Here is a 13,269-nt window from a genome sequence, read left to right as displayed (position 1 = left end):
TCAATGTCTCCTCCATTTGGTCCAAGGACAAAAAAACTAACCGAGTTGATACTCCCTTGATGCCACGATTAACTGGAGCATACTGACGAGCAGGGTCTGGTTCTCTTCTGCAGCAGCAGCATCTCTAAAATCAATCTCACCGTTCGCCTCAGCGAATTCGGTCAAATACTGACGCGTGGTATCTCCTATCGGCAGCGGACCCGCAAATTCAAGGCAACTCTCCACAAATGCTTCTGGCGAGAGCGGATTTCCATTATTCTTCAAGCGTGTAATAATATCCTGAATGCCGGGCTTCGACGCATCGCTGACTTCACGAACGGCGAAGTTGACGCGAGCGGTAAGCAACCCGCCATCAATCCACTCTTTGCCGGTGTGCCATCCTTCTACAGTGGGAGGATCGAGCAATTTCTGCCCCATTAATTGGGTAGCACTCGCATATTGCGCCATCCCGGGTTGCGGACCTTGGAACGTCCCTACCAGTTTCAAGATGCCTGTGACAAGCTCCGTTGGGCTTTTTACTTTCTTGAATCGGGCTTCCTTGAAAAAGTCAGCATTGAAGAGGACACTGAGCACATGGGATATATGGCCATCGGACACCATGAATGCGTCTGCGAGTGTTTCAATAGCATCCGGATCCTGTGGTGGTGTTACATTCCACGACGGCACTTGTGGTTCATCTGCGACAAAGAAATTGTAGAGATGTCTGGAGATGAATCTGGCACAAGCGGGTTGCTCAGCAATGATGTCGATGATGTCATCGCCGTTGAGATTCCCGGTATGCCCCAAGAAGGTTTTTTCGCTGTCGTCGTGTTCCTCTTCAACGAATAGGAACGGAGGCGCGTAGTAACCATGCGGATACAACGGAATCGGTTGTCCGAATGTCCAGCCCGTAAAAGCGAGCGCACAGTTCTTAATATCATCTTCTGTGTAGTTGCCTACACCCAGTGAAAAGAGCTCAAGGAGTTCTCTCCCATAATTCTCGTTGGGTTCACCTTTGCGATTTTCGTTATTGTCGAGCCAGAAGATCATCGCCGGATCTTTGGAGAGTTCGAGCAGAATGTCTCGTATTTTCCCCATACCGACGCGTCGCAACATATCAATCTGATCCGTGGACGCGAGGATGTGCTGATTTTTGCCTAACCCCGTTGCAAAGACATGATGCCAGAAGAGTGCCATCTTCTCTTGAAGTGGGCATCTGCTGTTCAGCATCCGATAGATCCAAGTCCCGACATAACCGCCTTCACTGCCGAAATAACGTTCTAAAATATCTTCATCAATGGGGATCCCGCGTTCGGGATGGACGAGGTCGTCAACTACATTTTCATAGCCTTTTTCGACGTAGGCTTCCAGTTCGGTGCGGGTTGTGCCAAACCCTGCGCGGCGCATGAGGTGCGCCATCAACGCAACATCGTTCTGTGACATGTTCACCTCCGATACGTTCACTGTGAGGAGGGACCTCACGTTAGTAACTTTCGATGGAATACCGTTCTCACGCTTCGGTTTCGTTGGATTCGGAGAAACCGCTACAAGATTGCCTATATCTTATAATGAAAGTAAAAAAAATGTCAAATGTTTTGTGCTTTTCTCTATTTCTCATCTCTTCAAGCAATTTTGCCAATTTTTAGATTAAAATCTAAACTTTTTTCATTTTTTTTAAAATTATGCAAGCATTCCGAGAAAAATTGTGTCTTTAACGGATAAAGGATATTATGCCCACGTTTAAGTCGGTTTAGCCTTTGATAGCTATCTGCTATCATTAAGCGGCAGCTTGGGCTATGAAGGCAATCACTATCAACCAAAGCGAGAAAATTATGAACAGTATGAATTACTGGAAACTCCTCGGCAGGACAGCCATTTTGATGACCGCACTTTGTGTCGGGATTTATTTTTACGCCAAGTGGGATGTCCAACGTTTCAAGGAATCCCTTGGTGAACCCTATACACCTGCTCCACAAAAAATTGAACCAACAGTGAATTTTACGAAACAGGCACTCCCTGAAACACCAACGATATCTGAAACTGAAACGGGATCTGACCTTGAAAGACAACAAGAAGCTGAACCCGAAATAACCGACACAGCGGGAGGAGACGCATCGCTTGACGAGTTCTCGGAGCTCCTTGACGGACTTGGAGACAAGGAACTTACCGCACTGCTTGGGAACCCTGACACAACAGATACTGAAACTGAGGCTCTCGCGGATTTTCTGCAGGAACAGATCGCTAATTCTTTGGAAAAGGATTCAAGTTTTATAGTGATTGACGAGTTGAAAACTACACAGACATCCGAGTGGATAGAGTTAGGAGATCGTCGCCTAAGCGACGTAATCGATATTAAAGGCCTCAGTAACGGCGACAATGTTATCATTATAGATGGAACTGGGACCTTAATTGAATAGGGTGGGTGCTTACCATATTTGTTTTCAAAACTTTTCAGCGTAAATCGTGTAAGATAAAAAAAGAACCGAAGTTCTACCTATATCACTTTACCAACATTACACGATCGTTTGCTTCAAATTTTACGATACTCAGGACTTCTGCATGCTACTCTTCTGTAGCATAGGCTGTTAGCCTGTGCCAAGAGACCATCTGCGGTCTTTCCAAGCACCCCACTTAACAGTGCGTGCTAAAATCAAAATTGCGTAAGTCCTAACACTTTACCATGGAATGAGGGTGCGCTCATGTTAATGACCTTAATTCAGAAAGAGATGATGCATCACATCCTGAGTGCGCGGTTTGTCGCGCTGCTGCTGATGTGTGTCCTGCTCATCCCGCTTAACTTGCATATCAATTACCATCATTATCTCAAACGCCAAATCGACTATCAAGAACAAGAAATTCTCAAGGACGAAGACGCTCTTGAAGACGAAAATGATAAGGAATCGGCAGGTCCGAAACACAGCTTTAGTTTTACTGCAAAAGGGTCAACGGATCCGAATTTTGAAGTTTCTAAGCTGATTCTTAAACCGACACCTTTAAGTGTGTTTGCGACGGGTTTGGAATCCGCGCTCCCGAGTTATCTCGGTATGACACGCAACGGAATAACGCGGGGCGAAGCGTCACTGTCCACCGCGCCAATAGCCTTTCTTTTGGGGCATCTCGACTTCGTGTTTGTCGTCAGCACCGTCTTTAGTCTACTGGCATTATTGTTTACGTTTGATGCCGTTGCGGGCGAAAGAGAAGCCGGAACACTTCGGATAACCCTCGCCAATGCGCTGCCTCGCGATATCTTTTTGTGGAGCAAACTCATCGGTGGATATTTCGTCTTCATCCTTCCGTTCTTAATCTCGGTAATCATCGGTTTACTCGTGCTCGTTTTGCAAGGCTTTCCACTATCTGAATCGGACACCTTTCTGCGAATCCTGTGTCTTATCTTTGTCTCGCTGCTCTACATTGCGGTCTTTTTTGCAGTAGGGGCGGTGATCTCAATCTATTTCGACAGTGCCAAGACAGCACTTATCGTTGCATTTACCGTCTGGGTGTTCGTTGTCCTCATCTTACCGCGGGTTGGGTTTCTGGCGGCACAAATCGTCGCACCGACTTCAACAGCGGAGAGCGTCTACAGGGAAAAAACAGCGAGGCGAGCAGAATTGCGGGCCGGCCTTGAATCGGAAAGAGGGAAAATGATGAGTGAAGTGTTGTCGGAAATGATGAAATCTAACCCCCCGCAGGCGCAGGGAGGGACTGCCGTCTTTACAATGGGGCCGGAACACTACGAGAAAATGAATGAGAAGATGGCACCTCTTGAAGAGGCGGCTCGGGTAAAATACCGGGACCTCGCGGCGCAACTCGATAGACGTTATCAGCGAGAGAGAAAACACCAAGACACAATCGGTATAAATTTTTCCCGAATCACACCGACAGCATCTTTCATTTTTCTCGCAACGGATGCCACACAAACTGGTCAAGCGAAAAAAAATACCTACTTCCAAACAGGAACTCGCTACTACGAGACACTTGATACGGAAATATTCAGCAAGATGTCAGAAGACCCAGGGGATTTTAGCCACAGAGGAGAAATTCCGCCTCCGATGCCGCCACCGCCGCTCGCGGAGTTGACCTTAGGAGAAACCCTCCAGCACGCTGCCCTGGATCTACTGCTGCTCTGTTTCTTCGCAATCGTGCTAACAACTGTGGCGTTTCTGAAATTCTTCCGTATGGATATTTAAGGTTTTAGCACTCTGTGTGAATTCAATTCCTGCAAACTGCACAGCGCACACAAAAACGGAGGGCACCAAAAGGTATGAAATTGATAGTTGTTGGACTGAGTGTTTTTCTCCTTACTTTCTCTGTATGGGCAGGTAAATTTTTGGAGAAATTTGATGACAGAGATTTAGAGGAATGGCGAGAATTAATCTGGCTTGACTCGGATATCGGACAAACTTCTTGGGAAGTCGTTGAGGGTACGCTTGAAGGTGCCACGCGCTCGGCACTAATCCGTTTACTCACGATGGGGGACGAGAGATGGAGCAATTATGATTTCGAATTTGATGTCAAGCCTCTGGAAAAACACCATGAGGGTAATATTACGATTGCAGCACGGGTTAAGGGAAACCGAACGGTCGTCTGTATAATTGGAGACAGTCCGAGGTTCGAGAAAGCGGGAGAAGCATTCGCGGCTGTGCCTGAACCCATGGCGACATGTATGGGTGGGAATTTTCACATCGCTACAGGAATGCGGATTTTCGCACAAGAACCGAGTCCGCTCTTGAAATTCAATAAGTGGTCGAATCTAAAGGTGGGCGTCCACGGTGATACCCTAACTTTCTGGATTAACGGAAAGGCGGTTTTGGGGCCGGTAGTTATGGAGCCGAAAGAAGGCACACCACCTCTTCTTACAGGTAAAATCGGCGTAGGTCTCGCAAGTTATACAGCGAGATTCGACAACCTTGCTATCACCGGTAATAGTGTCAGAAATAACGGAGGATTCTCCGTATCATCGAGGGCAAAACTCGCAACGACATGGGCAAGCCTTAAGCGGTTCTAAGATGCTTTAACGGAGAAGAGAGAAAAGGAATCTTCATGAAATTATTACTCACCGGCTGTGTTATTTTTCTCTTAACTTTCTCCGCATGGGCTGGCACATTTCTTGAAACCTTTGATGCGGCTGACTTGGAGGAGTGGCAAGAACTGATCATGCTTGATGCCGAACCCGGTTCGTGGGAAATCCTTGACGGTGAACTTCAGGCAGTAAGTCATGGAGGACTCACCCGCTTGCTCATAACAGGGGATAAAACGTGGAAAGATTACACGATTACAGTCGATATAAAGCCTCTGAAAAAACACGGTCCGGGAAATATCGCGATTGCAGCGCGGGTTATGGAAAACTGGGCAGTGTGGTGTGTGATTGGGAACCTGCCTATCCTTGAACCTGATTCAAGAGCCATCTGTCACTATGGCAATTTTCACGACGACGATAATCTTCGGCTTCTTAAAAGCAAACTCAGTCCATTTTTGAAATTGAATAAATGGTCTACTATGAAATTGCGTATTTCTGAAAATATTCTCACCCTCTGGGTTAACGACAAGCAAATTCTGGGGGTCATGGAAATTCCAGAGCCTATAGTAATTCCTGGACGCTTAGAAGAATTTCCTGAATTTCTAACAGGTGGCACCGGTTTCGGTCTCACAAATTATACGGCACGCTTTGATAATATTACTGTCACCGGCGATACAATTCCAAACAGGGATGGGTTCGCCGTAACGTCCCAAGGAAAACTCGCAACAACATGGGGACAGTTGAAGCGGTTCTAAAATAGCCCTGTATATACACGAGAATTTACTGGAAAAACAGCAGCTGCATTGCTATGATAATAGAAGTAGCGTTTCACCATGTTACGGGGTATATTCAAACGATCAAAACTATTCACTAATCATGGAGAATCCTAATGGAAAGAGATGACGTTCAACTGATTCACAGCATCTTGTCAGGCAACGATGAAGCATTCAGTGCCTTAGTCCATAAATACAAAAAGGGCGTGCATGCGCTTGCATGGCGGAAGATCGGTGATTTTCACCACGCCGAAGAAATTACGCAAGACACCTTCCTCCAAGTCTACAAAAAACTCCCGACACTCAAGAACCCCAACCAATTTGCCGGATGGCTTTATGTTATTGCGAATCGACTCTGCCTGAATTGGATGCGTAAGAAAAAACCTGCGATGCAATCTTTGGAGGGCACATCCGCGGAAGACACAGAAAGATTCTCCTATACCCATTATGTATCCGAGCAGCGTGAGACAGAAGCCTCCGAACATCGGAGCGAAATTGTCAAAAAACTTCTGACAAGACTCCCAGAGAGCGAACGGACGGTAATGACGCTCTACTATCTCGGCGAAATGCCAGCCAAGGAAATTGGTAAATTCTTAGGCGTGTCTGTGAAGACAGTGCATAGCAGGCTCCACCGGGCACGAAAGCGTTTACAGACGAAAGAGGAACTCTTGATTAGCGAAGTCCTTGGGGGTGTTCAATTACCCGCCAGTCTAATGGAGAACATCACAAGGCAAGTTGCCAATATAAAACCGACACCGTCTCCAGCTGGAAAACCGTTGCTACCATGGGCGGCTTTTGGTGCAGCTACGGTCTTGATTATACTGTTGCTGGGTGCGAGCAATCAATACCTCCTTCGGTTTCAGCAGCCCTATAGTTTTGAGGCGCAATCCGAACCCACAATTGAAATCGTTGACGCATTCATTGTGGTTGATATCGACGCAAAACCGGCTGTGCGAAATCAGGTTGGACGTGCCGCTACCCCCGGTAAAAGCGGCAGTACCGGTCTGCAAAGTACTGAAACAACTTTAGCATCTAATACACAGAACGATCTCGCTAAGTTCTCTGCTTCGCAGTGGACCCAAACAAATGGCCCCTACGGTGGTGCTGTGCATAATATTTTCGCTACATCCGACAGAACCCTCTACGCTGCTGCACAATCCGGCATCTATAAACGGGCAGTAGGTGAAACCGTATGGACACTTACCAATAGCGATATATCGACCAATGGATCTCGGATGCCGATGGCAGCACATGATGATACCCTCTATATCGTTTCTACTGATAAAATACTCGCTTCAATTGATAAGGGCGAGACATGGCATGTCTTCTGCGCCCGACCAAAAGGACACGCTATCGGACTTATCATCACCGATGAAGTACAAGAACATAATTCGCACTCACATATTGTAATGTATCTTGCCCTTCAAGATGAAGGTGTTTTTCGATCTACGGATGCTGGCACACAGTGGGATCTCTTGAAAGATGGGTTAGCAGATGAAAGTATCCACGCAGTCACTGCAATTAGAAACATAGTGTTCGCAGGTACAAGCAGCGGCATCTACCGTCTTGATTCAGATATTTGGCAACACTTGTCGGCAAGTCCGTCAGAACCTGTCTACTGGATGACTGGGTTTGAAAACAGCCTCTATGTTGGAACGGGTTCCGACCTTTCTCGCTGGGAATGGATTGAACCAAACCAAAAGTTTACAGCAAATATAATAGCTGATATCAATCCAAAAAGTTTAGGCGGAATTTTTCACTCGACTGACTTCGGAGCATCGTGGACTGAGATAACACACGGAAATGAATCGGACCTTATGAGACCAGAGCTTGGGATGAGTATTCCGGCGGATACCGGCAAAATACTTTTATCACAAGGGATTGTAACTGTGGACAAAAATACTTTTTATAGAGCCAGTTCATCCGGTGTTCATCGCACAACTGACGGTGGTAAATCATGGCACGCATTTACAAGCGGAATCAGGGAAACAACAATACAGTATCTGGTCGCAGTCAACAATAGACTTTATGGGTATACCCGTGGGGTTCTTGTCCAATCCATTGACGGTGGTGAAACGTGGGAAACTGTCCAGATTGACTGCGATAGCCAAATACGTGAAACAATGGAACAGAAATTTGCTTACCTTAACCTCGCTTCTCAGTTAGCAATTGCTAACGACGTTCTCTACGGAATGGCACCTGAAAAAGATAGCATGATCGATCTCCAACTATCTGAAATTACGTCTATAAAGGACTATTTGCGCATTTTCCAGTTATCTGCAGAGGACAATATACTTGTGCCAGTTCAGGGGGCACCCACTTTTGAACGAGAATCTTCGTTCGTTGAGTTGTGGACAGAGGACCCTTCGCCGAATAAACCTGAAAAAAATGATAACTTATCAGATACAACTTATCTTATTGATAAATTTGAGGGAATTGGTGGGTTTGCAGTCACTGGACAGACGTTCTATGCCGAGTGGAAGCAAAAACTTTTCAAGTGGAAATACGGCGATCCAGAATGGACAGACACTGGTTTAATGGATACCACTGAACCCCTTAACAAAGCACTTGATACAGGCTTCAAATTAGCCGCATCAGCAGATACCGTCTACGTTGGCAAACGGGACGGCAAACTCTTTCAGTCACTTGATGGTGGAAAGAGTTGGAAAAATATTACACCCACCCTCCCGTTTCATTTTACCCGTTTCAAAGAGATAATCTTTGCCGGTTCAACGGTTTACGTCGCAACTGATGCGGGGGTCTTGAGTTCACAAACCGGCGCGCACTGGAGTGTGCTAACTGATAGAACAGGTAAACGGATGATGATAGACAACCTTGCAGCAGAAGGGACCACAGTTTATGGTGCCGGTGATGCAGGTGTCTATCGCTTGGATGCTCATGGCAAGTGGGATCAGATTTCTCCCAACATTCCAGATAAAATTGTCTCACTGGTCGTCAGTAATGATAGACTTTACATTGCTACACAACAACGCGGGATATTTCATATTCCGCTTGAAGCGTAGCTGTAAAGTCTATCTTCCAAAACAATTTGCTGGCGAGGTGCCTTGGGAAACACTCAAGCAAAACACCTCGCCTTTTTTTCTCACCTAAGATTGCATTCACCCTTCTTCTGTAGGAGCGATTTCCCAATCGCGACTTTTTCTTTCCTTGGAATTCCGATGGCTTTTCAGTTGATCGTATTGTAGGAAGGATATCCGAATCCTGACTCTTAACTGAAAACCGATAACCAACAACCCATCGGCAATTTCCCAACTATATCTGATTAAAATTCAAATTTTTTATTTTTTTTCAAATGATGCACAATTTTTTCCCGAAAATTGTGTCTTTAATTATAAGAAATACGATAGACAACAACATTTAAGACAATTGCAATCGTCCGAGGCTCGGATCGAGAGGCATTTCGCAGCTATAGCCGTAAACCGTGAAAGGATGTTGGACGTTAGATATTTTGATTACACGGGAAAGGTTCTCAGCGTGTCGATCCAACAGGGAAACTTGTAAAAACGTGCGGGCGATTAAAAAAGGCAGTCATTGAATTTTCAATACTTACAGTAACAGGAGAAAAAATGGGACACCGACAGATCCTTGCATGCCTCTTTTTACTGGCACTCATTCCACCGAGTGCCAAAGCGTTGCCACCGCCATCACCCGCAGGTGGAAATTATTTAGTTCTTGACGGGGTTGATGACTACGCCGTTTTAGACTTTGAAACCTTTGGGTATCTCTTACCGGATGGCACGGACGAATTCACCTTCGAAGCATGGATATATCCCACCACACCGCCTGACAACAAGGACACGGTAGTGACGATACTCTATCAACAGGTGGATATGATCATCGTGAAAGATGGAGATAATTGGGCTAAGGTGCTAAATATTGAGCCTCCGAAGGGGGATCTAATCTTGCTAATGAGTTCCTATATTGAGGGAGGGCTCGGTCGGACAATATCTTTCCCGATCTCGCTTGTACCGAACCAATGGCAACACATCGCTTATCAGTTAAATAGGAATCAGATAACAATGATCGTCAATGATTTCGTAGCGACAAATCAACACGGGATACCTCTCGGACACGATCGTGATCCTCGTGGTTTGCGTCCAAAGGACTTCGTGCTGGGAGGCTATGGAAAAATAATTGTGCTACCGGGTCGTCCGCCAGCCAAAGCGTTTTTGGATTCCTTCACTGGATATATTGATGAGGTCCGCATCTCAACGGAGGCTCGTTACGATGTCAACAAAAAAGGCTTTATGCCAGACGACAAGTTCAAAAATGACGCAAAGACGGTTGCCTTATGGCATTTTGATGAACCGGGTGGCACCCAACAATTTTCAGATGCATCGGGCAACGCACATCATCTGGAGGGTAAAAATGGTGCAAAGATCGGAAACGCGCTTGCTGTCAATCCACAAGGAAAACTCACCACTACATGGGCACAACTTAAGCAATAAAACAATGAATATGGTGAACTTATAAGGAGAAATTACGCGTGAAAACCACACTCTTTTGGATTTTAGTTGCACTTTTGGCAGTATTTATTATTCTGCCAAACACCTTTGCACAAGACTACATAACTTTGGGATTACCCGAAGGTGCTAAAGCACGTCTCGGCAAAGGTAGGATAAATGAAATAAAGTATTCCCCAGACGGCGCACGTCTGGCAGTAGTAAGTATTATCGGTATTTGGATCTACGACGCACAGACAGGCGAAGAACTTGAACTCATCACAGGGCATACGTCTGCGGTCAACGGCGTAGCGTTTAGTCCAGATGGTACAACCATCGCAAGCGCGAGTGAGGACACCACCATCCGCCTCTGGGATGCAAACACAGGCTCACATCTCCGCACGCTCAGCGGACATACGTTTGGGGTCAACAGCGTAGCATTTAGCCCGGATAGCACAACCATCGCAAGCGGGAGTGAGGATGCCACCGTCCGTCTCTGGGATGTCAACACGGGTAGCGAGCACCGCACGCTCACCGGACATACAAAGCAGGTCAACAGAGTTAGGAATGGGGTCACCAGCGTAGCGTTTAGCCCAGATGGGACGACGATCGCAAGCGGGGCTGCGGACAAAACCATCCGTCTCTGGGATGCAAACACAGGCTCACATCTCCGCACGCTCACCGAGCATAGGTCTGGAGTCAATAGCGTCGCGTTTAGTCCAGATGGAAACACCCTCGCAAGTGGGAGTTGGGACAGCACCGCCCGTCTCTGGGACGCAAACACGGGGAACCCGCTACACACGCTCACCGGACATTGGGCTGCGGTCTTCAGCGTCGCGTTTAGTCCAGATGGAAACACCCTCGCAAGTGGGAGTTATAACGACACCATCCGCCTCTGGGATGTCGACACAGGTTCACATCTCCGCACGCTCGCTGAGCATACGGGTTGGGTCATCGGCGTAGCGTTTAGTCCCGATGGCACAACGCTCGCAACTGGGAGTTATGACGGCACTGCCCGCCTCTGGAACGCAAACACGGGGAACCCGCTACACATGTTCACCGGGTATACGTCTGCGGTCATCGGCGTAGCGTTTAGTCCCGATGGTAGCACCGTCGCAAGTGGGAATGAGGACCGCACCGTCCGTCTCTGGGACGCAAACACGGGGAACCTTCTACACACGCTCACCGGGCATACGGATTGGGTCAACAGCATAACGTTTAGTCCCGATGGCAACACGCTCGCAACTGGGAGTTATGACGACACTGCCCGCCTCTGGGATGCAAACACAGGGAACCTTCTACACACGCTCACCGAGCATACGGATTGGATCAGAGACGTAGCCTTTAGTCCCGATGGCAACACGCTCGCAACCGCGAGTGGTGACAACACTGCCCGTCTCTGGGATGTTAACACGGGTAGTCCTCTCCGCACAATCACCGGGCATACGCATTGGCTCAGAAGCGTGGCGTTTAGTCCCGATGGCAACACGCTGGCAACCGGGAGTTATGACAACACTGCTCGTCTCTGGGATGTCAACACGGGTTCACATCTCCGCACGTTCACCGGGCATAGTAATGGGGTTACCAGGGTAGCGTTCACTTCGGATGGCAACACGCTGGCAACTGGGAGTTATGACGACACCGCCCGTCTCTGGGATGTCAATACAGGAGACTCGCTACACAGGCTCACCGGACATACGGATGCGATCGTCAGCATAGCGTTGAGTCCAGATGGTGCCACCCTCGCCACTGCGAGTTGGGACAACACCGTCGGTCTCTGGGATGTCAACACGGGCTCACATCTCCGCACGCTCACAGGGCATGGGGATGAGGTCGACGGTGTAGCGTTTAGCCCGGATGGCAATACCATCGCAACTGGGAGTAAGGATGGCACCATACTCTTATGGGAACTCAATCCTTCCACTCCATCAGATGTCACTGAACCTCTATCAGATGCCACTAAATCTACAAGACGCAGAGAGGATGTCAACGGGGATGATATTGTTAACATCCAAGACCTTGTATGGGTCGCATCAAATCTTGGGCAATCGGGAAGCAATCCAGCGGATGTTAACCGTGATGGGATTGTCAATATACAGGACCTCGTCCTCGTTGCAGGTGCCTTAGGTTCAAGTGATTCCGCGCCCGCTATGAATCCTCAAGTCCTTCAAACGTTCATTACTGCAGATGTAGAAAAATGGCTTCAGGAAGCCCGGCAATTGCCCCTAACAGACCCGGCTTTTCAACGCGGTATTCTCATTTTAGAACAACTCCTTGCAACATCAACACCGAAACAGACGGCTTTATTGCCGAACTACCCGAATCCGCTTAACCCAGAAACATGGATACCATATCAGTTGGCAAAACCCGCGAATGTCAAAATCTCTATCTATGCCGCAGATGGGAAGTTCGTCCGGAGGCTTGCGTTAGGCACCCAAGGAGCAGGAATCTATGAATCGCGTAGCCGTGCGGCGTATTGGGATGGCAGGAATACAGTCGGCGAACCCGTCACCAGTGGTCTCTATTTTTACACGTTTACCGCCGGGGACTTCTCAGAGACGCGGCGAATGGTGATTTTGAAGTAGCGGCGTTATAGGTGTACGTGAGTGCACTCGTATCTGCAATTACTGTCCACAAGTTAGGGTGAACTCAAAGCAAAACGCCGAAACCCACCTTAAAAAAACTTAAATAATAAGGAAAGAAATTTCGATGAGAAAGTTTTACCGGTTCGCGTTCGTTATAGGGATCATGTTCGCGCTGTTTCTGAACGTCTCCCATCTCGCATTCACGCAAGGGGAGGTTAACATGAAGGGTGGTCCTTTAAAAGAAGCGGATTGGTTCAAAAGCCCAGCCGAAGACGCTTTGAACGAAGACCATTCAAAGAATAAAAACTGGATCAGGAAGTATTACGGACCTAATGGGAACTACGAGAATAGTGGATTCCCCGGCTCCGCCCGGAAAGACTTTATTGAGGAAGGCACAAAGGGTAAACTGACGCAGCCCAAACTTTCGACTATTGAAGGTTTAAAACTGACGC

The 13,269-nt window shown here is 47.5% G+C and carries 9 protein-coding genes; 8 read left to right on the top strand and 1 reads right to left on the bottom strand.

The features are described from left to right. Window positions 1–36 precede the first annotated feature (36 nt). Window positions 37–1,422: a DUF1800 domain-containing protein gene (locus OXH00_05025; GenBank protein MCY3740362.1), complete on the bottom strand. Its 1,386-nt coding sequence runs from the start codon at window positions 1,420–1,422 to the stop codon at window positions 37–39. A 389-nt stretch (window positions 1,423–1,811) separates the two neighbouring features. On the opposite strand from OXH00_05025, the gene OXH00_05020 reads away from it, so the two are divergent. The 8 genes from OXH00_05020 to OXH00_04985 all read left to right on the top strand — a co-directional run. Further along, window positions 1,812–2,396: a hypothetical protein gene (locus tag OXH00_05020; GenBank protein ID MCY3740361.1), complete on the top strand. Its 585-nt coding sequence runs from the start codon at window positions 1,812–1,814 to the stop codon at window positions 2,394–2,396. 282 nt (window positions 2,397–2,678) lie between these two features. Then, window positions 2,679–4,166 carry an ABC transporter permease gene (locus tag OXH00_05015; GenBank protein MCY3740360.1) on the top strand — a complete coding sequence of 496 codons (1,488 nt, stop codon included), beginning with the start codon at window positions 2,679–2,681 and terminating at the stop codon, window positions 4,164–4,166. 74 nt (window positions 4,167–4,240) lie between these two features. Continuing rightward, window positions 4,241–4,984 carry a DUF1080 domain-containing protein gene (locus tag OXH00_05010; GenBank protein MCY3740359.1) on the top strand — a complete coding sequence of 248 codons (744 nt, stop codon included), beginning with the start codon at window positions 4,241–4,243 and terminating at the stop codon, window positions 4,982–4,984. Between the two features lie 35 nt (window positions 4,985–5,019). Next, window positions 5,020–5,751 (top strand): DUF1080 domain-containing protein, encoded by a 732-nt coding sequence (locus OXH00_05005; protein MCY3740358.1) that lies wholly within the window; start codon window positions 5,020–5,022, stop codon window positions 5,749–5,751. 134 nt (window positions 5,752–5,885) lie between these two features. Continuing rightward, entirely contained in the window at window positions 5,886–8,792 is a 2,907-nt protein-coding gene (locus OXH00_05000) for a sigma-70 family RNA polymerase sigma factor (GenBank protein ID MCY3740357.1), read from the top strand. Between the two features lie 564 nt (window positions 8,793–9,356). Then, a complete protein-coding gene (locus tag OXH00_04995; protein ID MCY3740356.1) occupies window positions 9,357–10,238 on the top strand; it encodes a hypothetical protein in 882 nt (293 codons plus the stop codon). Between the two features lie 38 nt (window positions 10,239–10,276). Next, window positions 10,277–12,817: a T9SS type A sorting domain-containing protein gene (locus OXH00_04990; GenBank protein MCY3740355.1), complete on the top strand. Its 2,541-nt coding sequence runs from the start codon at window positions 10,277–10,279 to the stop codon at window positions 12,815–12,817. Between the two features lie 124 nt (window positions 12,818–12,941). Then, the coding region (locus OXH00_04985) for a hypothetical protein (GenBank protein MCY3740354.1) at window positions 12,942–13,269 on the top strand (328 nt) is incomplete at its 3' end.

Source organism: Candidatus Poribacteria bacterium (genome assembly GCA_026706025.1).
In the GTDB taxonomy this organism is placed as follows: Bacteria; Poribacteria; WGA-4E; order WGA-4E; family WGA-3G; genus WGA-3G.
The sequence above is the reverse complement of the archived record's forward strand: the minus strand, read 5'-3'. Positions and strand labels throughout refer to the sequence as shown.

What these genes read in the sequence shown, in the direction of transcription:
- OXH00_05020 (MCY3740361.1), top strand. Translation starts at nt 1,812, where the DNA reads ATGAACAGTATGAATTACTGGAAACTCCTCGGCAGGACAGCCATTTTG.
- OXH00_05025 (MCY3740362.1), bottom strand. Translation starts at nt 1,422, where the DNA reads ATGTCACAGAACGATGTTGCGTTGATGGCGCACCTCATGCGCCGCGCA.
- OXH00_05000 (MCY3740357.1), top strand. Translation starts at nt 5,886, where the DNA reads ATGGAAAGAGATGACGTTCAACTGATTCACAGCATCTTGTCAGGCAAC.
- OXH00_04995 (MCY3740356.1), top strand. Translation starts at nt 9,357, where the DNA reads ATGGGACACCGACAGATCCTTGCATGCCTCTTTTTACTGGCACTCATT.
- OXH00_05010 (MCY3740359.1), top strand. Translation starts at nt 4,241, where the DNA reads ATGAAATTGATAGTTGTTGGACTGAGTGTTTTTCTCCTTACTTTCTCT.
- OXH00_05015 (MCY3740360.1), top strand. Translation starts at nt 2,679, where the DNA reads ATGTTAATGACCTTAATTCAGAAAGAGATGATGCATCACATCCTGAGT.
- OXH00_05005 (MCY3740358.1), top strand. Translation starts at nt 5,020, where the DNA reads ATGAAATTATTACTCACCGGCTGTGTTATTTTTCTCTTAACTTTCTCC.